General features: G+C 56.0%; 15 protein-coding genes. 10 read left to right on the forward strand and 5 right to left on the reverse strand.

The genetic code is table 11. The annotated features are described in order from the left end of the window. Positions 1–79 precede the first annotated feature (79 nt). Both PL263_RS11150 and PL263_RS11155 read right to left on the reverse strand, forming a co-directional pair. Positions 80–1,531, reverse strand: coding sequence for a porin (locus tag PL263_RS11150; protein ID WP_278209475.1), 1,452 nt, complete (start codon positions 1,529–1,531; stop codon positions 80–82). A 336-nt stretch (positions 1,532–1,867) separates the two neighbouring features. Then, positions 1,868–2,719: an HDOD domain-containing protein gene (locus PL263_RS11155; protein ID WP_140910799.1), complete on the reverse strand. Its 852-nt coding sequence runs from the start codon at positions 2,717–2,719 to the stop codon at positions 1,868–1,870. Positions 2,720–2,900: 181 nt separating this feature from the next. Here PL263_RS11155 and PL263_RS11160 point away from each other — a divergent pair, with 181 nt between their 5' ends. After that, the gene (locus PL263_RS11160; protein ID WP_278209476.1) at positions 2,901–4,736 is read left to right on the forward strand and encodes an EAL domain-containing protein; all 1,836 of its coding nucleotides are present in this window, start codon (positions 2,901–2,903) and stop codon (positions 4,734–4,736) included. 149 nt (positions 4,737–4,885) lie between these two features. After that, complete coding sequence (locus tag PL263_RS11165; RefSeq protein ID WP_278209477.1) at positions 4,886–5,362, forward strand: hypothetical protein; 477 nt, start codon at positions 4,886–4,888, stop codon at positions 5,360–5,362. A 46-nt stretch (positions 5,363–5,408) separates the two neighbouring features. On the opposite strand, the gene PL263_RS11170 is transcribed toward PL263_RS11165, so the two are convergent. Next, on the reverse strand, positions 5,409–6,749 hold the full coding sequence (locus tag PL263_RS11170; RefSeq protein ID WP_278209478.1) for a sigma-54 dependent transcriptional regulator: 1,341 nt from the start codon (positions 6,747–6,749) through the stop codon (positions 5,409–5,411). Further along, entirely contained in the window at positions 6,746–8,287 is a 1,542-nt protein-coding gene (locus PL263_RS11175; RefSeq protein WP_278209479.1) for an ATP-binding protein, read from the reverse strand. The genes PL263_RS11170 and PL263_RS11175 overlap by 4 nt, the downstream gene beginning before the upstream one ends. Positions 8,288–8,466: 179 nt before the next feature. On the opposite strand from PL263_RS11175, the gene sucC reads away from it, so the two are divergent. From sucC to PL263_RS11200, 5 genes are all read left to right on the forward strand, one after another. Continuing rightward, entirely contained in the window at positions 8,467–9,636 is a 1,170-nt protein-coding gene (sucC, locus tag PL263_RS11180; protein ID WP_278209480.1) for an ADP-forming succinate--CoA ligase subunit beta, read from the forward strand. Continuing rightward, positions 9,636–10,508: a succinate--CoA ligase subunit alpha gene (gene sucD, locus PL263_RS11185; protein ID WP_278209481.1), complete on the forward strand. Its 873-nt coding sequence runs from the start codon at positions 9,636–9,638 to the stop codon at positions 10,506–10,508. The genes sucC and sucD overlap by 1 nt, the downstream gene beginning before the upstream one ends. Before the next feature lie 3 nt (positions 10,509–10,511). After that, on the forward strand, positions 10,512–12,158 hold the full coding sequence (locus PL263_RS11190) for an NAD+ synthase (protein ID WP_278209482.1): 1,647 nt from the start codon (positions 10,512–10,514) through the stop codon (positions 12,156–12,158). Between the two features lie 4 nt (positions 12,159–12,162). Then, positions 12,163–13,287 carry a hypothetical protein gene (locus PL263_RS11195; RefSeq protein WP_278209483.1) on the forward strand — a complete coding sequence of 375 codons (1,125 nt, stop codon included), beginning with the start codon at positions 12,163–12,165 and terminating at the stop codon, positions 13,285–13,287. A gap of 340 nt (positions 13,288–13,627) precedes the next feature. Next, positions 13,628–15,715, forward strand: a complete 2,088-nt coding sequence (locus PL263_RS11200; RefSeq protein WP_278209484.1) for an EAL domain-containing protein — start codon at positions 13,628–13,630, stop codon at positions 15,713–15,715. A 30-nt stretch (positions 15,716–15,745) separates the two neighbouring features. On the opposite strand, the gene PL263_RS11205 is transcribed toward PL263_RS11200, so the two are convergent. Further along, positions 15,746–19,222, reverse strand: a complete 3,477-nt coding sequence (locus tag PL263_RS11205; protein WP_278209485.1) for a hypothetical protein — start codon at positions 19,220–19,222, stop codon at positions 15,746–15,748. Positions 19,223–19,565: 343 nt separating this feature from the next. Between PL263_RS11205 and PL263_RS11210 the strand changes: the two genes are divergently transcribed. The 3 genes from PL263_RS11210 (at position 19,566) to PL263_RS11220 (ending at position 23,619) form a co-directional block, all read left to right on the forward strand. After that, on the forward strand, positions 19,566–20,081 hold the full coding sequence (locus tag PL263_RS11210) for a sigma-70 family RNA polymerase sigma factor (RefSeq protein WP_140910809.1): 516 nt from the start codon (positions 19,566–19,568) through the stop codon (positions 20,079–20,081). Positions 20,082–20,172: 91 nt separating this feature from the next. After that, positions 20,173–21,126, forward strand: a complete 954-nt coding sequence (locus PL263_RS11215) for a FecR family protein (RefSeq protein ID WP_278209486.1) — start codon at positions 20,173–20,175, stop codon at positions 21,124–21,126. 132 nt (positions 21,127–21,258) lie between these two features. Then, a complete protein-coding gene (locus PL263_RS11220) occupies positions 21,259–23,619 on the forward strand; it encodes a TonB-dependent receptor (RefSeq protein ID WP_278209487.1) in 2,361 nt (786 codons plus the stop codon). Positions 23,620–23,621: the final 2 nt, after the last annotated feature.

Below are 23,621 nucleotides of genomic sequence, written 5' to 3' on the forward strand. Positions count from 1 at the left end.
ACAAAAAAAACGCCGCGTTCCCGGAGAAACGAGGCGTTCTGATGATTCATTCAACTGCGGGGAACTCCCGCCGTTGAATTTAGTAGTTGAACTGCAACTGGGTACGAATCATGTCGCCACTGGCTTGTTGCAAGAATCCGGCTGCGGTTGTTTGAGTCTGGATTTGGGTGCGGCTCATGGTCGAGTAAGCCACAGTCAGCTCCAACGCCTTATTGATTTGATACTCGACACCTGCCTCGACTTCATCAACCGACACTCTTGGGGCATTGGTAACGCCTTTCCACGCGCCGTCGTAGGTCTGCCATTTCACATAAGGAAACATTGTGCCTTTGGTGCCGAATACTTCGTCGATTTTGTACATTGCCTGCACATAACCGCCTTCCAAATGCTTGCGATCTATGACATTGGTCACCGGGTCTAGCGTGGAGCCAGCCCCCCAGTTCCATTCCGCTTGCAAGCCAAATGGTTGCGGGAATAAGACAGCATGGACGCCTACCCGATCTTCACTATTATCCCGTGCGGTCGGAGTACCGGAACCGAAGCGGCTGGTATACGCCGCAGTGGATCGGTTAAACCGACCCGACAACGCGTCCGCACCAACCTCCAAGACTTGGCCCCGCATTGCACTACCGAGAAATCCCAAGTCGAACGGGTATGTGGAGTGGGCGACCAGATACATGCCATCGTTGGCTTCGGCCTTGTTGATACCTTGACCGTTATATACACCGACACCCAAAACACCGTAATCACCCGACGTCTTCAAGCCTTTCTTGGTTAGATCTTTCCATAGTTTCTGCACGTCGGACGGGCTCCAGTAAGCGAACAAGCCCAAATCTCGTTCGCTAGGCACCGCGCTGTTCAGAGCATCGTCGCGATCGAGCGCAATCCGGTTTTGCGATGACTGCAAGTTTTCCCAACCGAACGGCACTTTGGATTGGCCGGCACGAATCCGGTATTCATGAGCTTTGTCGAACGCCAAGTCGGCATAGGCATCGCGTAACTGGGCAAAGTGCAAATCGCCGTTGGTGGTAGCGAAGTCCGGTTGCAGATATAACGAGATGTATTCGTTGATATCACCGGAGAAGACCAAACGCACCCGGCGCAATGAGAAGTTGCTGTTGTTACCGATTGAACCGTCACCGACCGATTTCAGTTCCGGCTCGCCGGCGACACGGTCCCCACTCAGCGGTTGGTTATAACGCATTTGGGTATAACCGCGCATATTGATCTTGTTGAACCACTTTTCGTCGTTCTTGGCCTTATCCTCGCGCTGCGCCACGATATGTTCTTCGATGGCTTTCAACTCGTTGGTTTTCAATTCCAGGTCGGTCTGAATCGCGGTCAAGTCGGCTTTTTGTTTGGCGCTGTCTTCGACTTTCTCGAACGACCCCAATTTGGTCCGTCCAGGGCCGGGTTCGGCAAAAATCTGCTTGGTTTTTTCGTCGACGTATAGGTCCAATGCGATGGCTTCGGCGAAGCTGCCGGCACCCATCACTGCCACAATGGCCAAACTGAGCTTGGAAAGTTTCATCAAAAAATGCTCCAAAATTTAAACAAATCAATAAATTAAGACAGACCAACCGGCTTGACCGGCGAGTTTGGAGGCATTTTAGGGGGGTAATATGACAGCTTTGTGACAATTCGGTTTTAGCAACGCAAATGTTGCTTGAATGCAACGCTTTTACCAAACGGGATCGATAATATTCGACGCCGCGCACAGATTCGACCGCGCAGCTTGTCAGCCGCAGCAATGCCACGGAACTGTAATTTGCGGATTAGCGTAAGAAGCGGCGGGAAAACGGCCGTAATATTTGCGTCACACATCCTGCCGGAAACTTGAACGAGCCAGCGCGGACAATCGGGGAAATTAGCGGGAGGGGTAAAACAGCTTAAAGATGACTTCGAATTCGTCGCTGATCTTATCCAGCACGAAACTGATTTGTTCCGGGGACAGATTGAGCGCGCTGACCGCGAAAGCATCATAGGGATTTTCGATCCGGCTCAGACAATTGGCCAAGCGGACCATCGCCGCCAAATCCGAAAACGGACCGATCGTATCGGGAAAACAATGCAAGCGGATGCTTTCGACGATGGCTTCCGGCAAATTCCACAGCTGGCATAGTTGTGCACCGACCTGAAAGTGGTCGAAACCGATCACGTTTTGTTCGATGTGTACGTCGTCGTCAACCTCCAGATGCGCCTGGGATTGTAGTAATAAATCCACTTCGCGAGCCAAAACCGGAATCCGGCGGTAGAACACCAACTGCCCCAGGTTATGGAGCAAACCGCAGATGAAGGCAACATCCGTATAGTGCTTGCCGAATTGCAGATCCAGCTCCCTGGCAATCAGCGCGCAACGCAGATTACGCGCCCAAAAATCGTGGATGGTGAAAACTTGGCCGGGCAAGTCGGAAAAGCGCTCGACGACGACCGCCCCCAGCACCAGGTTCTGCAGCTCGCGGGTACCGATCAGCGTGATCGCCTTGGCGATCGAACCGATCTGAGCCGGAAAACCGTAAAACGCGCTATTCACGATCTTCAACAACTTGGCGGCCAGTGCCGCGTCGTTTTCGATCACAAACGCCGCGTCCTTCGCGGTCTTGGTCGGATCCTCCACCACCTTCTTGAGCTGAAAATAAACATTCGGCGGCGAAGCGAGTTGAAGATCGCCCCGCAACAGATCGGTAATGGTTAACGTGGATGGTGAGGATACTATCATCAACAATTCTAAAATTATGAATTTGCACCTATACTAGCAAGCGATAGCATAGAAACGACTTTAAAGTTTGCGGTTAACCCTAGTCCATTTCAATGGAATTACAAGCTTTGCAAATGCCGGCCGCCCTCCCTACCCATGTTTGAGGCCCCCCCATTTTCAACAAATACCTGGATGGTATTAAATGTTTGCCAGTGACGCGCTCAAAGAAAAACTCATCGTCGTAGCGGAACACGACGAAATCTCGGCGTTGAAAATCGTTTCCACGCTTAAGGCCAAAGGCTTTACCAATATCAGCCAAGCCGGCAGCGGCGAGCAAATTTACCAACTACTGCGCCCGCACAGCAGCACCCCGGAAGCCATCGGCCTGATCGTCTTGAATACGGCTTTGCCTCTGTGCCAAGTCCACGAAATGTGCCGCAACCTTTCGAGCACCGCGGCGGCTTCGGTGATTCCCGTGGTCTTGCTGGACAACGAAAACTTCGATTGCCCCTCCGATCACTGTTCGATCGAACCGGAAACCGATTGCCTCACTTATAGAATCCACACCCCGGTCAATACTCAGGAGTTGTTGCTGGCGGTGAAATTTCTGCTGAGTCTGAAACAAGAACGCCAACTTCGTCAGCGCCAGGAAGAGCAATTGATTAACGAGTTGGCGGCAAAAAACGTCATCGACGCCAAACTCAAGTTTCTGGTAGCGCACGACGAACTGACCGGCTTGTTCAATCGCAGCAGCTTCGAACGCCAGTTGCGGCTGATTTTGAATCGCAGCAACAAAACCCAAAAAGACGGTGCGTTGTTGTTCATCGACGTTGACCGCTTCAGCCTTATCAACGAGTTGGAAGGTTTCGAAGTCGGCGACCGTCTGCTGGTGGAGCTGGCCATTCTAGTCCGCAAACTAACCCCCCCGGCCAGCCTGTTCGCCCGCATCGGTGCCGACGAGTTTTGTCTGTTCGTCGAGAACAAGACCAAAAAACAGGCGCAGATACTGGCCGAAACCATCAAAAATACGGTCGACAATTTCCGTTTTTTCACCGGCGAGGTTTGCTACAGCGCCTCGGTTTCGATCGGTATTGCCACGCTGGACAACTCGGTATCGGCCTTTCATCCGGGGGAAATGATCCTGCATGCACGCCAGGCCTGCAATTTCGCGAAAAACACGGGCCGCGACAAGGTCTGCGTGTATAACAGCGAAGACGTTACCGTCAAGGAAAGGCGACGCGACATCTATTGGGTGCCGTTAATCCGTAGGGCATTGCGCGACAACAATTTGTTTCTGGTCTTCCAGCCCGTGGTGCAGTTGACCGACGGCAATATTTCCCATTACGAAGTTTTGCTCAGAATGCGCGGCGAGGGCGACGAAATCATCACCCCGGACCAATTCATTCCGGTCGCTGAGCGCACCGGTTTAATCCATGCAATCGACTTGTGGGTGGTGGAAAACGCGATCGATTTTCTGGCGGCGTTGCCGTCGTATATGTCATACGTGTCGCTGGCCATTAACCTGTCGAGTACCGCTTTTCAATACCCGGATTTGTTGTCTACGATCAGCGACAAGCTGGAAATGACCTGGATCGATGCCGGCCGCCTGACCTTCGAAATTACCGAAACCGCCGCCGTCGACAACTTCGACAAGACCCGGCACATGATCAACAAAATCCGCTCCTTGGGCTGTAAATTCGCGCTCGACGACTTCGGCGCCGGATTTTGTTCCTTCAATTACCTGAAAACCTTTCCGGTCGATTACGTAAAAATCGACGGCCAATTTATTAGAAACCTGCTGGAAAACGAAACCGACCAGATTCTGGTGAAATCGATGGTAGAAATCGCTTCCAAACTGGGCAAGAAAACCATTGCCGAATTTGTCGAATCCACCGGTACCGCACTCAAGTTAAAAGAAATCGGCGTTAATTTCGGCCAGGGTTACGCTTTCGGGAAACCCGACCGCAATTTAATCGATAGCCAGGTTTCCAATGCAATATTGTTCGCTGCCCCGAAGTCGACGACCACGATCAATTAGAGTTATTCGGGGAAAATTCCCGTTGATATCGGCCCGCCAATTAGTTTACCGGCATGCTTTGCTCTGGTATATTCGGATTCGGCAACAATATTTGCCTTTACATCGTGCTTAAACTTTAATAAATAAAATTAAAACAAGGGGGAAGGACTATGGCTGAATTGCTTTTCATAGCGACCACTATTTTTGTGGCTTATGTGATATTTGTAGTGCTGGGGGGGAAGAAAGACACGTCGGAAAGCCCGCAAGCCGAGGCAGCAAAACCTGAAGCCGTCAAACCGGCGCCGCAGCCGGAACCAGCCGCCCCGCCCACCGCCGTCAAAACCGCAGAAAAACCCGCAAAACCAGCCCCCGCCAAACCTTCCGCAAAAACCGCAACCAAGGCCGCTCCGGCCAAACCGGCCACAACCAAACCGGCCGCTAACGCCGACAGCCTGAAAAATCCGAAAACCGGCGAAGTCGCCAAGTTTCCGGCCAGCTACGCCTTTGCCAAACGCTGGATTAAAGATGCACTGGTAGAAGAAGGCCTGCTGGACAAGGTTTACAAGAACAATGAGCTGGACGAGGCCGCCAATGCCAAAATTCAGGCCGCGCTGCAACAATTGAGAACATTGGACAAATACCAGTAACCACGCAGCGCCTGCGGCAGCCTTGCGGGCGACAGGCTGCCGGCCTTTATTCCAGGCCGAGTTTCTTCAAGCGGTAACGCAATGAGCGGAAACTCATCCCCAAATATTTGGCTGTCGCCGTTTTGTTCCAGCGGTTTTCTTCCAGGGCCGAGCTCAATGCCTTTTTCTCGATATCTTCCAAATAGCTTTCCAGCGACATTTTTTCGGCATTGAAATCTTCGGCCACAGCCAAATCCAAGCCCATCGGCAAATTCAGATCGTCTACCTGAATCACCCCGCCCTCATGTAACGCCAAAGCTCGCTCCAGAATATTTTCCAATTCGCGAACGTTGCCGGGAAAATAATATTGCTTCAACGCGCTGAGCGCCGCATCGGATAATTCCGGCTTGGCAATGCCGTTGTTACGGGCCAACCCTTGCAACAAATGTGCGGTCAATTGCGGAATATCGGCCGCCCGTGCCCGTAACGGCGGCAAATTCAGTTCGATGACGTTGATCCGGTAATACAAGTCCTGCCGAAAACTGCCTTCCTGAACCATTTTGGCTAAATCCCGGTGGGTGGCACTCAACAGACGCACATCCACCGGAATCTCGTGTTGTTCGCCAATCGGCCGGATTTTCTTTTCTTGTATCGCTCTCAGTAATTTGACTTGCAATGCCAACGGCAAGTCGGCCACTTCGTCCAGAAACAGGGTGCCGCCTTCCGCAGCTTGGAACAAGCCTTGCTTGTCGCTGACCGCCCCGGTGAAACTGCCTTTTTTATGGCCGAAGAACTCGCTTTCCATCAATTCATGCGGGATCGCTCCGCAGTTGATGGCGACGAATGCCTTATCGCTACGGGGACTTTGTTGATGGATCAGTCGTGCCACCAACTCCTTGCCGGAACCGGACTCGCCGCTGATATATACCGGCGCCTGATTCCGCGCCACCTTATCGATCTTCGAGCGGATATTGCGCATTGGCATCGACTCGCCCAGCAACAAATCGCGGGTGCGGCGTTCTTTTTCCGCCACCCGGTTCAGCGAGATTTGCAAGGCATGACTGACCAACTGCCGCAATACCGCCAGATCGACCGGTTTGGACAGAAAATCGAAAGCGCCTTTTTTCATGGCTTTGATCGCAACATCCATGCTGCCGTGGGCCGTAATCACCGCCACCGGCAATTGCAAGCCTTGGCTCTGAATGTAATCGACCAGCTCCAGACCGTCACCATCCGGCAAGCGCATGTCGGTAAGACATAAATCGAAAGATCGGCTGGCTAACCAATGCTTGGCTTCGGCTAGCGTCGCCGCGCAGCAGGTTTGGATTTGCATCCGGTTTAGCGTGATCTCCAATAACTCCCGAATATCGGGTTCGTCGTCAACCAACAAAGTAATAGGCATATTCATATTTCAATCGCCGCACGATCGGCGTTCGCCAATAACAAGGTAAAACAGGATTTTTCGCCGGGCGCGTAATACAACTCCGCCCGATTCAATTCGGCCAATTCCCTGGAGATATAAAGTCCCAGCCCGGTACCCTGGTGAGACGTGGTGAAAAACGGTTCGAACAGATGCTGCAGATTGTCGGCGCCGATGCCCGGGCCGTTGTCTATCACGCTGATGTAAGGCGAGCCTTGAGCCAGGCCCGCTTCGATCATCAGCGGTCCAGCTTCCGGGCGACCATACTTCAGCGCGTTGGCGCACAAATTATCCAGAATCTGTTTCAAATGGCCGCCGTCGATGTAGGCATCCAGGCCTTGGGCCTTAAACGACAGGTTAAACGTGTCTTTTTTCAGCCCCAGATTCAGCCGTTGCTCGCTCAAGTAGGCCGGCAGCCACTGGTCCAGCGCGATTGTCTGCTTATGCGACGGCGTGCGCCGCGACAGCTTGAGAATGTCCTCGATAATACCATTCACCCGCTGGCAATGAACCCGGACGATCTCGGTTAAGCGTAAATCCTGGGCGTCCAAGGCGCGGGACTCGGCCAGCAATTGGCCGGCATGACTGATCGCCGATAGCGGGTTACGAATTTCGTGGGCAATACTCGCCGTCAATCGGCCCAAAGAAGCCAGTTTGCTTTGTTGCAGACGCTGGTTGTAGAGGGCGATGTCTTCGAAAATCAACATATTCAAGTTTTCGCCGTCCATCATCAGTGCCGAGAACCGGACTTGAATTTCACTTCGATCGGGCAAAGACACGATGGCAAAATCCTGCTCCCGGTGTTCGCGCCACAATTCGAAAGCCTGTTGCAGTTGCGGCGAAATGTCGGCTAGGGTGGCTGGCTGCCGTTCCAGCCCCAATAAACGCAATGCCGAGTGGTTGGATAGCTGGGTCGCCTCGCCGTCGTCGACAATCATGATGCCGGATTGTAAATGCTGAATGATGTAGCGGTTCAAGCTTTCCAGCCGGGCAATGGTCTGCGCGTGACGTTGCGCCAGAATCACGGCCTGCTCGGCCCGCTGCGCCAGTATCACCGACAGATAGGCGATCGAAAAGAATGCGACGCCAAGCATGCCGGCATAGGTCAGTGTGGTAGTTTCAAACGCCCGGGTCTGGATCGCGTAAACCTCTTCGGTCAGAATCGCCACACTCGCCAACGCGGCAAACAAGATCGCACACCGCCCGCCAACCAACAGCCCGCCAGCCGCAATCGAAATCGCCAGCAAGATACCAATGCCGCTGCCGACCCCGCCACTGGCATGCATCATCAGCGTAATCAAGATGATATCGGTAAAGATAAAAATCTGAGCCAATCGGGCGTAACCCAGCCGCTGCCTAAATGCGATTGGCGCGGCAATCAGCGAAATCGCCAAATAAGCCAAACTGGCGAACTGGTACAATGCGGTGTCGTAAGAGCCGAGTAGGGACGGACCGAAACGCAAATAAAACAGCATTGCGAACAGGCTGGCGGTGACGAAACGGTACAAGGCAAAGATTTTCAGCATCAACCAGGCCTGCCGACTGGGAATACCGTAACCTTTGGAAAAGGGACAGGGGTATAAAGTATCGGCCGCTGGCATTCGCATTGCCCGTCGTTTTTTCAGGAGTTGGTTAAAATTAGCGTCCGGCAATCATAGCACCAACTCAAAACGCCGCGATGCCCGCCTCAATATGGAGCACCTAGATGAATATTCACGAATACCAGGCGAAACAACTATTTAACGACTTTGCCATCCCGGTTCCGCGCGGATTGGTTGCAGCCAGTGCCGCGGAAGCTGAGGAAGCGGCTCGGCAATTGGGTGGGGTAAAGTGCGTGGTCAAAGCCCAAGTCCACGCCGGCGCCCGCGGCAAAGCCGGCGGCGTAAAACTGGCCGACAGCCCAGCAGAAGCCGGCCAATTCAGCACAGAGATGCTGGGCAAGCGTTTGGTTACCCACCAGACCGATGCCGCCGGCTTGCCGGTGAACAGCGTCTGGATCGAAGAGGCGTCTGCGATCAAATCCGAGTTTTATTTGAGCCTGCTGCTGGATAGAGAAAGCGAACGCCTGATTTTCATCGCCTCGGCGGCCGGTGGCATGGATATCGAAGCAGTCGCCGCCCAAACCCCGGAAAAAATCGTCAAAGTGCCGGTACATCCGGCGGCCGGACTGCAAGCTTACCAAGGCCGGCAAATCGGCGCCGCACTCGGTTTGGGCAAGGAACAGCAGGGCCAACTGCAAACCATCTTGAACGGCATGTACCAGTTGTTTCTGGCCAAGGATTGCAGCCAGATCGAGATCAATCCGCTGATCGAAACCGCAGACGGCAGACTGGTCGCCTTGGACGCCAAAATCAATTTCGACGATAACGCAATCGCTTTGCATCCCGACATCGCCGCGCTGCGCGACGCATCGCAGGAAGACGCCAAGGAAGCCGAGGCCAAGCAATTCGATCTGAACTACGTCACGCTGGGCGGCAACATCGGCTGCATGGTCAACGGCGCCGGCCTGGCGATGGCGACGATGGACATGGTCAAATTAAAAGGCGGCGCGCCGGCCAATTTCCTGGACGTCGGCGGCGGCACCAACAAAGACAAGGTCAAAGAGGCCTTCAAACTGATTTTGTCGGACGGCACCGTCAAGGCCGTGCTGGTCAATATTTTCGGTGGCATCGTCAAATGCGATGTGATCGCCGCCGGCATTCTGGCTGCGGTCGAGGAAATGCATTTGACCATTCCGGTCGTGGTGCGCTTGGAAGGCACCAACGTCGAGCAGGGCAAAACCATGTTAAGCCAGTCCGGGCTCGGGCTGGTGCCGGCGGACAATTTGAACCAAGCCGCCGAATTGGCGGTGAAACTGGCGCAGGAGGTGGCCTGATGAGCATTTTGATCGACAAAAACACTAAAGTCATTTGCCAGGGCTTTACCGGCAAACAAGGCACCTTCCACTCCGAACAGGCCCTGGCCTACGGCACCCAACTGGTCGGCGGCGTCACGCCGGGCCGCGGCGGTTCTAGTCACCTGGAGCTACCGGTGTTCGATACGGTGGAGCAAGCGGTCAAAGCCACCGGCGCCAATGCGACGATGATCTACGTGCCGCCGTTTTTCGCCGCCGATGCGATTTTGGAAGCGGTCGCGGCCGGCATCGAATTGATCGTCTGCATCACCGAGGGTATTCCGGTACTGCAGATGCTGAAAGTCAAAGCCGCGATGCAGGGCACCCAATCCTTGCTGGTCGGCCCCAACTGCCCCGGCGTGATCACGCCCGGCCAATGCAAGATCGGCATCATGCCCGGCCATATTCACCAGCCCGGCAAAATCGGCATCGTCTCCCGCTCCGGCACCCTGACCTACGAAGCGGTACACCAAACCACCCGCGAAGGCCTGGGACAAAGCACCTGCGTCGGCATCGGCGGCGACCCGATCCACGGCATGAACTTCATCGACGTGTTACGTCGGTTCCAGGACGATCCGCAAACCGAGGGTATCGTCATGGTCGGCGAAATCGGCGGTAGCGACGAGGAACAGGCCGCGGAATTCATCAAAGCCCAGGTCACGAAACCGGTGGTCGGTTACATCGCCGGCCAGACTGCACCGCCCGGTAAACGCATGGGCCACGCCGGTGCTATCGTCACCGGCGGCAGCGGCACGGCAGAAGGCAAGGTCGCAGCGATGAAAGCGGCCGGCGTCAGCATGGTCAGTTCGCCGTCGGATATCGGTGCGGCCATGCGGGATTGTTTTTCGAAGTAGCCGATGCCCTTGAAAATCGCGTTAGTCCAACTCAATTTCACCGTCGCCGACATTGCCGGCAACGTCGGCAAAATCCTGGCCGCAGCCGAACAAGCCCGGGAGCGGCGAGCCGACATCGTCGTGTTCCCCGAATTGTGCGTGACCGGCTATCCGCCGGAAGACCTGTTGCTGCGAGCCGATTTCTTGGCTCAATCGGAACAGGCCGTTCGGCAACTGGTCGCGCAAATTCAAGGCATCGTCGCCGTGATCGGCTTCCCGCGCCGCCGGGATGGCAAGTTGTACAACGCCGCGGCTGCCATCCGCGACGGCGCCATCTTCGCCGAGTACCATAAAACCGCGCTGCCCAACTACGGTGTGTTCGACGAGCAACGCTATTTCGAGCCCGGAACCGGCTGTTGCGTATTCGAAACCAATGGCCGCAAGTTGGCACTGGCGATCTGCGAGGATGTCTGGCTGCCCGCCACCATGGCCGCTAACCGCGATGCCGGCGCCGACATCGTGCTGGCCTTGAATGCGTCGCCGTTCCACGCCGGCAAGATGCAGCAGCGCGAGGACATCATCTGCAATCATGTCCGCGCCGCCGGCATCCCGCTGGTGTACGTCAACCAGATCGGCGGCCAGGACGAACTGATATTCGACGGCGCCTCGTTCGTCGCCGATAAAAGCGGCGAAGTGGTTTATCGCGCGGCGGAATTCGAAGAGCAACTCGATGTAGTCGAATTCGATGGCACTTTGCCGGCCCGAACCGGCATCGTTGCGCTTTACCAGCCCATCGTCAGCGAATACAAGGCCTTGTTGCTCGGGATTCGCGACTACGTGCGCAAGAACGGCTTTCACGGCGCGATTCTGGGCCTGTCCGGCGGCATCGACTCAGCGCTGGTACTGGCACTGGCCGCCGATGCGCTCGGCGCCGACCGGGTGGAGGCGGTGGCGATGCCATCGCGCTATACCGCCGACATCAGCAACGAAGACGCCAGACTGGAAGCCGAAGCCCTCGGCGTGAAATTCCATACCCTACCGATCGAACCGGCAGTCAACGCCTTTAACCAGATGCTGGCGCCCCTGTTCGCCGGCAGCCGGAAAGACACCACCGAGGAAAATATCCAGGCCCGCTGCCGCGGCGTATTGCTGATGGCCTTATCCAACAAACAGGGTAAACTGCTGCTGACCACCGGCAACAAGAGCGAAATGAGCGTCGGCTACGCCACGCTTTACGGCGACATGGCCGGCGGTTTTGCGCCGTTGAAGGACGTATCCAAATTGATGGTTTATAAACTGGCCGAATACCGCAACAGCCTGTCGCCGGTGATTCCGGAGCGGGTCATCACCCGGCCGCCGTCGGCCGAACTGGCGCCGGACCAAAAAGACGAAGACTCGCTGCCGCCCTACTCGATCCTGGATCCGATTCTGGCCCTCTACATCGAGCAGGACCAATCAGCCGCCGACATCGTCGCCTTGGGTTATCCGCGCGACGCGGTCGAACGCGCCATCTCGCTGGTCGACCGCAACGAGTACAAACGCCGGCAATCGCCGCCGGGCATTCGCATTACGCCCAGGGCCTTCGGCCGCGACCGGCGTTACCCCATTTCATCGGCTTACCGCGGCACCGCCGCGCTTAATCCAACAGCGCCCGACAACGTTAAGGAGTAAATTCATGTCAATATTGCGTACCGTTTTAATCTCTACCGCACTGCTGCTGACGGCTGAGAACGGTCTAGCCCGCGAAATTAATATTCCAGTGCCGATGGAATACCGCTTTATCAAGAGCGTTTTGGTTAACCAACTCTACACCGGCCCGGACGAATCGGTGCGGGCCTGGAAAGACGGCAAACAATGCAGCTATCTCGACCTGGACCATCCGCAAATCAGCGGCGAAAACGGCCAAGTCAAAATCCAGAACAACGTCCAGGCCCGGATCGGCACCGCTTTGGGCGGCAAATGCATGGCGCTGGTGGAGTGGTCCGGTATCCTGCAGACCTTTCAGCAACCCACCGTGGACGCTTCGGGAAATGTGCTGAGCTTTCCGGTCACCCAGCTCAACGCGTTCGACCGCAACGGCCAGCCGCTGAATATCAGCCAGTTGCAATCCTTGATCAAGAAAGCCGCCGAACCGAAACTGTCCGGTTTGAAAATCGACTTGAACCAGGTCCGGCCGGACATCGCTAAAGCTCTGGTGCCTTACATCGCCGCCGATCACAGCGAAGACTTGCACGATACGATCAATAGCTTGCGCTTCAACCAAGCCAAGGCCGACGCCAACGGCTTACAAATCAATTTGGGCTACACGGCCGACAACCCGAACCCGAACAACGTCAAACCGGCCGCGGTTCTAACCGAAACCGAGTTGAAACAATGGCGCGCGCTTTGGCAAAACTGGCAGGCTTCCCTGGACAAATCGATCGCCACTGCCCAGTTGGGCGGCAATGCCGAGGACACCCGGGCCAAACTGCACGAAGTGTTGCAAAAAGCCGGCACGGCCTTCGAGCAAGGCCTGAGCAGCGAATCGGTCGCCGAGAACGACCCGGTGCGCAAGTTTTTCAACAGCTCGTGGGATACCTTCGCCCCGTTGTTGCGCGACGCCTCCAGCCAATTGCCGGGCGGCGAAAAATTGCGTTACGTCACGCTGATTGCCGCGACCGACTTGATGTACGAATTGGAATCGATCGGCTCACCGTTGGGCCTGGAAGTCTCTTCCAACGGTTTGCGCAAACTGGCCCGCTCTTTAATCGCTCAGGAATCGGTTAAAAACAAGGGCAAGAAAGCCAAGCGCAAAGGCTGATCCGGCGGGTGTCGCCTCCTTGACGCTCGTCAAACCCAGCCTGCAGCCCTGAATAGCGCTTTAGTCTGCCGGGTCGCGCCGACATATCTATCTCCACGGGATTAAAGCCCGCAAGCTTCCGGCTAGGCTGCGGCGGGCGGGGCATCCCGATCTACGGCACTTGGACAGCGTTTCCGGTGCCGATAGCCTCCGCCGCTTAACTTGTTTGTTTTAGCGAAAATTTACGTTAAGCTTGCCAGCCAGCCGCACGGAACGCGAGTACCCCAACCCGCAGGGCCGGATCGTCGGTGCCTCGCCCGACAGCTTTCCGGCGCTCGAGAAACTCCAAAGCGAGCGAAACATGCCAGATCACCTGTTCGACATTCACCCGTACATGCCGCACGGCCAATGTTATATGTGGCAAAGCGATCTGCTGATGCTGCACGTGGTGTCCGACGCGCTAATCGTTTTGTCTTATTACTCGATCCCGTTCGCACTGCTCTACATCCTGAAAAAGCGCCTGGACATTCCGTTCAGCTGGATTTACTGGCTGTTCGGCCTGTTCATCTTTCTATGCGGCACGACCCACTTGCTCAGCATCTGGAACGTCTGGATACCGGACTATTGGCTGTCCGGTTTCGTCAAACTGGCGACGGCAATGGTTTCGATCAGCACAGCCGCGTTAGTTTGGCCGTTGGTTCCGAAAATCCTGGCTATCCCCAGCCAAGCGCAATTGGTCGCGGCAAATTCGGCGCTGGCCAGGGAGATCGAGAATCACAAAAACACCGAACGCGAGCTGCGCAAACTCACCCTGGCGATGCAATACAGCTCCAGCATGGTGATGGTCACCGATGCGCAAACCCAAATCGAATATTGCAATCCCGCCTTCTACCAGATTACCGGCTACACGGCGGACGAAGTGATCGGGCGCCGAGCCAATCTGCTGAAGTCAGACCTGACCGCCGAAGACACCTACAAGAATCTTTGGACCACCCTGTTGAGCGGCACCGCCTGGCACGGCGAATTTTTGAACCGCAAGAAAAACGGCGAACTGTTTTGGTGTCTGGAATCGATCGCCCCGATCCTGGCCGACGACAATTCGATCAGCCATTTCGTTTCCATCATTCACGACATCAGCGACCGCAAGGATACCGAGGAAATCATTCGCCATATGGCGTACTACGACCCGTTGACCGATCTGGCCAACCGCTCGCTGTTCAACGAACGGCTCGAACAAGCCATCCACCTGGCCAAGCGCAATCCGCAGATCTTTGCGCTGTTCTACCTGGATCTGGACCGTTTCAAAAACATTAACGATACCCTGGGGCATTTGGTCGGCGACAAATTGCTGATCGAAGTCGGGAAACGAATTGCGGCCTGCTTGCGTCAGCAAGAAACCGTCGCTCGCCTCGGCGGCGACGAATTCGCGCTGATCGGCCTGAACCTGACCAGTCCCGCCGACGCCGGCGATATCGCTCAACGCGTGATCAACACCATCAACGAGCCGTATTTCATCGACGACCACCAATTGTTCGTCGGCACCAGCCTCGGTATCAGCGTATATCCGCAGGACGCCACCACCAGCGAACAATTGCTGAAACACGCCGACGACGCCCTGTATCTGGCAAAACAGCACGGCCGTAACACTTTCGAATTCTACAACGCCGCGTCCAACGCCTTATCCCTGCGCCGACTGAACCTGGAAAACCATTTACGCCACGGCCTGGCCCGCAACGAATTCTCGCTGGTCTACCAACCTCAAGTCGATCTGGCCAGCGGCAGCATCATCGGCTCGGAGGTATTGCTGCGCTGGACGCCGGAGCTCGGCGCCGTCGGTCCGGACGAATTCATCCCGATCGCCGAGAACAGCGGCTTAATCGTCGAAATCGGCGAATGGGTCATGCGCACGGCCTGCCGCGACTATATGTGTTCACCGTTGCGGGAGCGCAACCTGCTATTGGCTATCAACCTGTCGGTGCGGCAGTTCAAGAAAACCACACTGGTCGACAGTGTGGGCGACATTCTGCACGAAACGGGTTTTCCGGCCGAACGCCTGGAACTGGAAATTACCGAGAGCATGCTGGTGGACGACATAGAGACCGCCATCAAGCACATGCAAGACTTGAAAAACCTCGGCATTCGGCTGGCGATCGACGATTTCGGCACGGGCTTTTCGTCACTCAGTTATTTGAAACGGTTTCCGGTGGACACGCTGAAAATCGGCAAATCTTTCGTCGCCGACATTTACGACAACCAGAACGACGCCTGCATCGTGCGCTCGATCATCGGCTTGGGGCACGGCTTGAACCTGAAAGTCCAAGCCGAAGGCGTCGAAACCGAGCAACAATTGACCTTATTGAAGCAGAACAACTGCGACCGCGGCCAGGGCTATTTCTTCCACAAGCCGCTGCCGATAGACGAATTTCGCCGGCTGTTCGCCCGGTTTTAAGGATCCGGACGGCCAGACGGCTATCGGGCTTTATGCGTTAAGGCAGCGGTAAGGCCCCAGCGGATCGGCACCCAAAGTACCGACCAGCGATTTCAAATACTCCGGACCCGACACTTGCTGCAGTTTGCGTTGCGATTGCTGCAACCGTTCCGTCAGCTTCAATTCGCCAACCACGGCCTGATGACTGTTGTCGCGTAAAAATCCCTCCAGATAGCCGACGTGGCGCCGCCACAAAGCCATTTCCCGCTGCTGTTTGAGTTCCAGCCGCTCATGGTACCAATCCGCCGCCAGCAGATACTCGCGGCTAAACATGGCCCTGATCTCCGGATGGTGAGCGTCCTTACCTTCGTAATGGCCGAGCGCCATGATGTGCAGCAGCGCATACAACGGCGGGCAGGCGTCTTCGATACTGCCGTCGTCCAGATATTGCTGGGCCACCCGCTGCTGGGTCTCGACGATGTTGTTGACGCCGTCGACGAACACCTCCAGGTCTTGCCGTTCCGGTTGCAGGATCTCGTCGGTGAACACCGCGTAAGGATTGTCGAAGATCTTGCCCATCAGGCTATGCACGAAATGGCTGGTGATGCGGTAGCCGAGCCGGCTGGCCATGACCAGTTGGCCTTTGTGCTCGAAATCGGTCAACGGCTCCAGGTAACCGTGTTGCAACAGGTAATCGGCTTCGCGTTCCTGGCGCGACAAGCGGGCCCAGATTTCCGGAATCAGCAAACTGATGTCGTGGTCGACGCGGGTGTCGGGGCCGATATGGCCGGCCGAGCTGGAAAACCCCGGATAGCCGGTCAGGATATAAGACACCAAGGTGTTGTTCAGGTCGGTGATGCCGCGCAAGGCGTTGAACGGGCCCTTGGTCAGCGCGCCCTCGCTGCCGGCGCCGGTGGTCGACGGCGACTTGCCGGTCAGCGAGCTGATGAAGTCCATGAACAACTCCGGCAACTCCTGGTAATGAATCGGGTTGTACACCGCCAGCGGCCGGATTCCGGGTTCGGGCGGATTGTTGCGCCGGCCGGTCAGCACCGCATCCACCGGATGGCACAAGGGCTGGTTCAGCGGAATCTTTCGGTGCAGGCGGGCCCCGACTTCGGCGACATATTTACGCAGCGGCTTGACCACATCGACCCGGGTTTCCAGGTAGCGCGGATTTTTCGAGGGTTTGCCATCCACCAAACGCGGATGCGCGGAAGACACCACGAACCCCTTGCCGTCCTGATAGGCATCGCTCAATAGGTTTTGCATCGGCGGGGTAAATTTGGAGAAAGTCATCACGTCTTCGACCACCGCGGCCAATTTTGCCGGATCCAGCGGCTCGAAATTAGCCATGAAATTGCCGGGGCCGGACATGTTGGCTTCGGTCTGCTTGTCGTAGCCGGGGATGATCGCATCGTCCGGCCGCTGAAACAGCCGGTATTCGCAGTTGGTGACCAGTTTCAAGCTCATCTGGTAACCGGCATCCGGCAACCACGGCAGTACTGATGCGGTCGGTACCACCACAGAGGCGCTGATGTCGTCTTCCATCTGCACTTTCTCGCAGGCGATGTAGTCCTGGCGTACCTTAAACGTACGCCAGCCGCCTTCGGCGTCGAAACCGACCCGCAAATAGGTGGCGACGATCTTTCGTTGGTTCAGTTTCAGCTCGTGGCCCGGCGCGCCGTCGATGACATCCACGGACAAATGGTCGCGCCAGTGTTCGCCCCACTCCTCGCGGTAAAAGCGTTTGATCAGGAACACCAACGCCAGAATGCTGGGCGGTATCGACTTCAGCCAGTTGTTGAACTCCGGCGTGTGGTAACTGGACGGCGTCAATAATTTGATCACCGAGCCCAGGCTGCGCTCCGGACTCAAAATCTTGCGGGCCGGATCGCGATCTTCGTGCTCGTAGCCCGGCAGAAAGCGGCCGGTGTAGTCCTTGTCGAAAATTGCCTGCACCCGGTCCAGGTCGTGCTGCAAATCGTCGACGAACAGCGGTCCGTAAATCACCGCATCCTCGATGGATTTGGAAATTTCCGACTTGCCGCCGCCGGACACGGTACACGGCTTGTGGCAAAAGGTACCTTCGGCGACGGTACCGATCAACCGCCAGGACGGCGCGCCGGGGTGCTTGCACATCTCGATCTTATAGCCGTTGGGCTGCACGTAAATCTTGCCCGGTTGCAGCCGGATGCTATGGCTCTGGCCGTTTCTGATCCAGGTGATTTTCTGGTTGTTCAGGCTCATCCGCAGGTCTTGCGGCACGTAAATGATGTCCGGATATTGCTTGTCGATGGCGTAGCCTTCCGGCTGCATGTCCATGATGGCGCCGTAACGATAAACCATGTCGTCGAAATCATAGCCCGGCTCGCGGGTCAGGCTACCGATGCCGAATTCGTCGCCGTGGTTGAAGCGGCGGAAGGCCAGCGCGCCGCCGGCATGCTCCTCCTCGGCCAAACCGAACAGATTGGCGGCATAGCTGATTTGGGTTTTCACTTCCTTTTTGCAGTAGCCGTAATAGTTGTCGGCGACGAGCGTGACAATGACGCCGGAACGATCGCGGGCGGTCAGTTTAAAGGCCTGGCCGTCGTTATACAGTTCGGCCGGGTTCTGCCAACACATGCCTTCGGCGCGCTGGCGTTCGCTGGCATCATCCCAGTGCGGCAAGCCCAACTGTTTTTTGGTGAGCTTGACCAGATGCGGCGCCAGAATCACGCAGCCGCTGTGGCCGGACCAATGTTCGACGTCCAGCGCCGCGTCGCATTCCGGCAAAGCCGGATTGCCGCCGTTGCCGAAAATACTCTCGACGAAATCGAGGTTGCTGACCAGATTTCCAGGAGCGAAAAAACGGATTTCCATCGATTTTTCGGCTGCAACGCCAGGGATTTCCGGGCAAACCACCGGCCGCAGCAGCAAGGAGGCGAACATGCGCGCCGGCTGGGGCTGATTGGCGGTAAACGGCAGGGTCAGCAAGTCTGGCGGCGGATTCAGAGCTTCGGCCAGCATCAAGGCGAAGGTCAGCTTCGGCACCTGTTTTTTGTCGCCGGGCACCGGCAAACCGCCTTCGGCGATATGAAACGAGCCTTGGGTGGTACGGCGGTCGCTGGCCGGATTATGCAACACCCCCTGTTTGACGCGGAAACTGGACACGATTTCGGAACGAAATTCATCTTCGCCCATCGGCAGCGACAATTCGCGCGCTACGCCGTGGCGATCCAGCTCGAAGGTCATGGTCGGCAACGAAGATATCTTGTCCAGACCCACATCGCCTAAATAACGCTCGAGAAAATCCTGAATCCGACGGTCGGCCGGGTACAACGAGGAACTGGCCAATTGCCGGCTTTTTTCCAGGTAGCTGTTCAATAAATCCTGAGCGGTATCCATGAATTGGGCCGACGCGTGATCAATACATGTCGGCTGGCCGCAGGATGCCAGTTTTAAATTGATGTAAAGATGCAATTGGCGTTTCACCGCCTGCTCGTCTTGACCGGCGGGTCCCAGACCCAGCGCTCTGAGTTTATCCATAGCCTCCCCCTTGGAATTTTTTAATTGATGGTAGCGGCATGATATAGCAAACCCCAAGCCGAGGTCAGCAAGCTATCGGCGGCCGTCATACACCTCCCGGCAAAATTCCGTATCGGCGGCCTAACCTTGGCCGATTTGGTTCGTAGTCGAATATTTTGAAGCGCATAAAACTGCGTGATATGCCGACACGATTGAGTTATTTAACTTAGATTAATTATTCCGCCTACGTTCTTCTGCCGGCTGGTCCGCCCGCGGCCTTGAAATCCGGTACTTATATCAGCATTGCTCAACTGGCAAATTTATTGCTTCAATCTAACTCCATCTGTTCTCACCGGAGCCCGTCTTGTCCGCTGCCGCCATTCCCGCCGATCAGGTTGCCGCACTATTCCGCGACCATAAGGAAGCGATCGTGCATTTTCTGTTACAGCGCGTCAAATGCCCCGACACGGCACAGGACTTGAGCCAGGAAACCTATTTACGCCTGTTGCGGAAAGACGGGCTGGTCCATACCGACAACCTGAGCGGTTACCTGTTCCGCACCGCCGAGCGGCTGGCAATCGATTTCGTCCGCCACAACCAGCGCCACAGCGCCCGCCAAGAGCCGTTAGCGGAAGACGCCCTTTGCCCGCTGCCACAACCGGAGGACGCCGCAATCGTCACTCAGCGTTACCGCCGGGTACTGGAAGCGATCGCCGCTTTGCCGGCGCAATGCCGCCACATATTGTTGCTACGCAAGGTCGACGAACTCGGTTACCGCGAAATTGCCGATCGGCTGGGCGTATCCGAAAAAACCGTACAGCGCCAGTTGGTCAAAGCGATGCTGCATTGCCACCAATATTGCCTGGACATGTTGCCTTAGCATCCCACGACCGATACGTCTCAACTCTTGTTTAGCAAAACCGGCTAAACTGACTAAGAGTTAACTCCGTTGACTAACCTGGTACCACCCGATGTCATCAACCTCGCCCTCGCAACGCACTCTGAGGCAGGCCACGACTTGGTTCGTAGCGCTGCAATCAGAGCATGTCGCCGCCGCAGAACGCCAGCAATTCGAGCAATGGCTGGAGGCAAGTGCGGAGCATCGCCGCGCCTTTTGCGAAGTCGAACAAGTTTGGGGCAATCTGGACACGCTGAAGTCGAGAGACTTGGCGGAATTGAACCAGGCCAGATCGGTTCGCCCGCAACGATGGCGCCATAGCCGGCAACTGTTGTCCGGGATATTACTGGCGACGGTATTCGGCGGAGCATGGCAGGAATTCTCCACACCAACCACTACTTACCAAACCGGAATCGGCGAACGCCGCACATTGGCGCTGGCGGACGGCTCGCGCTTGGAAATGAACACCGCTACTCGCCTGCGAACCCGCATATCCTGGTTACGTCGAGATATCGAACTGGAGCAAGGCGAAGCGGTATTCGAGGTCGCCCACGCGCGCTGGCGTCCGTTTCGGGTCCATGCCGGAAAACTGCACATTAGCGATATCGGCACACTGTTCAATGTCCGCCATCAGGATACCGACGGCACCTCCGTTGCGGTGTTGGAAGGGGAAGTGGAAATGCGGGTCGGCAGCCGTTGGCTGGGAGAAGCATTGCGCGCCGGATTCAGCCGCCGCCTGGATGCGGACGGGCGCTGGCAAAGCCAGGAAAAAGTCGACGCCGAACCGGTTTTGGCCTGGACCCGCGGCCAGTTATTATTCGACCACACGCCGCTAGCCGACGTGATCAAAGAACTTGAGCGCTACCATAGCCTTCACTTCGTGCTCGCCGACGCGTCGCTCGGCCGCCAAACCCTAAGCGGACGTTTCGACGCCACCGATCTCCAGCCGTTTCTACAGGCCGTGCAAAGCATATTGCCGCTACGGGTACAACGCAGTAAAGACACTATCGTACTACACAAACGCTAAGCGCAGCCGCTACGCCGAATTCCCCCGAACCAATTTTTTTCGGCAAAACTGTCCAGTTTCCTTGTTCTGCTTCGTTATGAACGGTATGCCCAGGCACAGGTCTGGCCAACCTTCATAAATCAGGAGATGAAAATGACTCTATCAAGCAGTCCAACTGACCGGCAGCGCAGCGGACGCCGCATCGTTTTGCCGATGCTGGCCCTGTCTCTGGCAATCGCCAGCAATACCTGGGCCGGCGAAGCCGTATCGAGCAAACTCGATCTGCCGGCCCAAAGCCTCGCCGCCAGCCTGGACAGTTTGGCAAAGACCAGCGGCGCCAAATTGATCTACGCCGACTCGATCGTCAACGGCATTCAAGCGGATGCGCTGCGCGGCGAATTCACCGTACAGCAAGCGCTGGACCGGTTGCTGCATAAACACGGGCTGCAGTCGGAGATTGTCGGCGGCGTGATTACCATCAAGAAGGCCCCGCCGGTGCCGAAACCGCAAGCCATCCGCGACGATTCGATCATCTCGCTCGGCGAAGTTACGGTCAACGAACAGCCGGACAACGGCAAATTGACTAGCAAGGACATCGCGACATCAGTCGACATCCTCTATGCCGACAAGATCGCCGACCAGAACGTATTGACCGCATTCGACTTAATGCATCGGATGCCGGGCATCCAAATCACCCAATTCGGCCAAGGCACCACCACCGGCAAATTTTCGTTCCGCGGCTTCAACGGCGAAGGCAGGATCAACGCGGTGAAATTACTGATCGACGGCATTCCCAGCAACTCGAACGACGGCAACATGCCTTATTTGGATGCCTTGTTTCCGCTGGATATCGAATCGATTGAGGTGGTGCGGGGCACCAACGATCCGCGTTACGGCCTGCATAACGTTGCCGGTAACGTCAACATGACCACCACCACCGGCGGCAATTACGTCAAAGGCCGGATGAGTTACGGCAGTTTCGACACCCACGAAATCCAATCCGGTTTAGGTTACGAAAAGGACGGCTTTTCTCAGAACTACCAGATTTCGTATCGCGCCAGCGACAGCTATCGCGATCGTAGCGATTCGGACAAGAACAGCTTTTCCGGCAAGTGGTTTTACGCACCAACCGATAAATATAAAGCCGGTTTAATCGCCCGTTGGAGCGAGGCCGGCGCGCAAGAGCCGGGCTATCTGACTTATCAACAGCAATTAGCCAGTACCACACAGTCCACACCGCACAACCCGCTGGATTACAGCAAGCGCACGATAGGCCAGGTTAGCGCCCATCTCGACGTCAACTTGAGCGAAACTTTGTTCTGGTCGAACAAGGCGTACGGCAATATTTTCGATGATCAGCGCCTGGTGCGTTTTCACCCGGCGTTTTCCCAGGTAAAACGGGATCGCGACGAAGTGCAGTACGGTGCGATAACCTCGCTGACTTATCACCCGCAAATCAGCTGGCTGGACGATTTCTCGATTGAAACCGGCTTTGATTTCCAACAACAGGAAAACCGATACAAACAGTACCGAACCACCAACGGCATACCCAACCCGAGCAGTGCGACCAACATCCGCAACGACGAGCATTGGACGTTTCTGAATTACGGTGGTTACATTCAGGCGGTAATCAAGCCCACCCGATGGCTGAAACTGACGCCCGGCTATCGCGCCGACGTCATTGACGGCAACTTTTTCAGCTACCGTCCCGGCGCTACCTTTGGCGCCTATCCGATCAACGATTATGGCACCATCTCACAACCCAAAATAGGCGCGGTAATCACGCCAATCGAGGGTTACAGTCTGTATGGCAACTGGGGCCGAACCTTCCAAGTCGGACTTGGGCAAGCCACCTTTATCGGGCGCAACCAATCAAATACCGGTCCTTCTCTGAACGACGGCTGGGAAGTCGGCTTTAAACTGCAACCGGTCGACTGGGCGGAAGGCCGGGTAGCCTACTGGATGCAGGATGCCAGCAACGAGATCAGCCGTAATCTGGCCAGTGCTGATTCGACCTTGATTGGTCCCACCAAACGCCAGGGCGTCGACATCGAAATCAAGGTTTATCCGACCGATCGTTTTGGCATCTGGGCGGCCTATTCCTTGCAGGAAGCCAAGGTAACCAACCCACCGGCGGTTGTCACCAATACCATGGAATACACGGTCGGCAATCAGGTCGTGAATACGCCGAATTATCTGTTTTCGGCCGGCATCGATTACCAAGTCACCGAACAACTGCGTTCATCGCTATGGACCAGCGGCCAAGGCAACTACTTTGTGGATCAAGCCAACGACGCCGGTAAACATGGCGAATACGCCTTATTGAATCTGGACTTAGGCTATCAGGTAACCAAGGAAGTCGAATTGCAATTCCAGGCCAAAAATCTGACTGACGCCCAGCGCGAATACCTGTGGTATGACGAAAGTTATGGCGCTGGCCAACGTTATGCCTTTTACTCACCGGGTGACGGTCGCGCTTTCTACGGCGCAGTCAATGTCAAGTTCGACTACTAAAA

It is taken from the genome of Methylomonas sp. EFPC3 (assembly GCF_029643245.1).
In the GTDB taxonomy this organism is placed as follows: domain Bacteria; phylum Pseudomonadota; class Gammaproteobacteria; order Methylococcales; family Methylomonadaceae; genus Methylomonas; species Methylomonas koyamae_B.

Excerpts from the sequence above, each read along its gene's own strand:
- PL263_RS11150 (WP_278209475.1), bottom strand. The coding sequence starts at position 1,531 with ATGAAACTTTCCAAGCTCAGTTTGGCCATTGTGGCAGTGATGGGTGCC.
- PL263_RS11155 (WP_140910799.1), bottom strand. The coding sequence starts at position 2,719 with ATGATAGTATCCTCACCATCCACGTTAACCATTACCGATCTGTTGCGG.
- PL263_RS11160 (WP_278209476.1), top strand. The coding sequence starts at position 2,901 with ATGTTTGCCAGTGACGCGCTCAAAGAAAAACTCATCGTCGTAGCGGAA.
- PL263_RS11165 (WP_278209477.1), top strand. The coding sequence starts at position 4,886 with ATGGCTGAATTGCTTTTCATAGCGACCACTATTTTTGTGGCTTATGTG.
- PL263_RS11170 (WP_278209478.1), bottom strand. The coding sequence starts at position 6,749 with ATGAATATGCCTATTACTTTGTTGGTTGACGACGAACCCGATATTCGG.
- PL263_RS11175 (WP_278209479.1), bottom strand. The coding sequence starts at position 8,287 with ATGCTGAAAATCTTTGCCTTGTACCGTTTCGTCACCGCCAGCCTGTTC.
- sucC (WP_278209480.1), top strand. The coding sequence starts at position 8,467 with ATGAATATTCACGAATACCAGGCGAAACAACTATTTAACGACTTTGCC.
- sucD (WP_278209481.1), top strand. The coding sequence starts at position 9,636 with ATGAGCATTTTGATCGACAAAAACACTAAAGTCATTTGCCAGGGCTTT.
- PL263_RS11190 (WP_278209482.1), top strand. The coding sequence starts at position 10,512 with ATGCCCTTGAAAATCGCGTTAGTCCAACTCAATTTCACCGTCGCCGAC.
- PL263_RS11195 (WP_278209483.1), top strand. The coding sequence starts at position 12,163 with ATGTCAATATTGCGTACCGTTTTAATCTCTACCGCACTGCTGCTGACG.
- PL263_RS11200 (WP_278209484.1), top strand. The coding sequence starts at position 13,628 with ATGCCAGATCACCTGTTCGACATTCACCCGTACATGCCGCACGGCCAA.
- PL263_RS11205 (WP_278209485.1), bottom strand. The coding sequence starts at position 19,222 with ATGGATAAACTCAGAGCGCTGGGTCTGGGACCCGCCGGTCAAGACGAG.
- PL263_RS11215 (WP_278209486.1), top strand. The coding sequence starts at position 20,173 with ATGTCATCAACCTCGCCCTCGCAACGCACTCTGAGGCAGGCCACGACT.
- PL263_RS11220 (WP_278209487.1), top strand. The coding sequence starts at position 21,259 with ATGACTCTATCAAGCAGTCCAACTGACCGGCAGCGCAGCGGACGCCGC.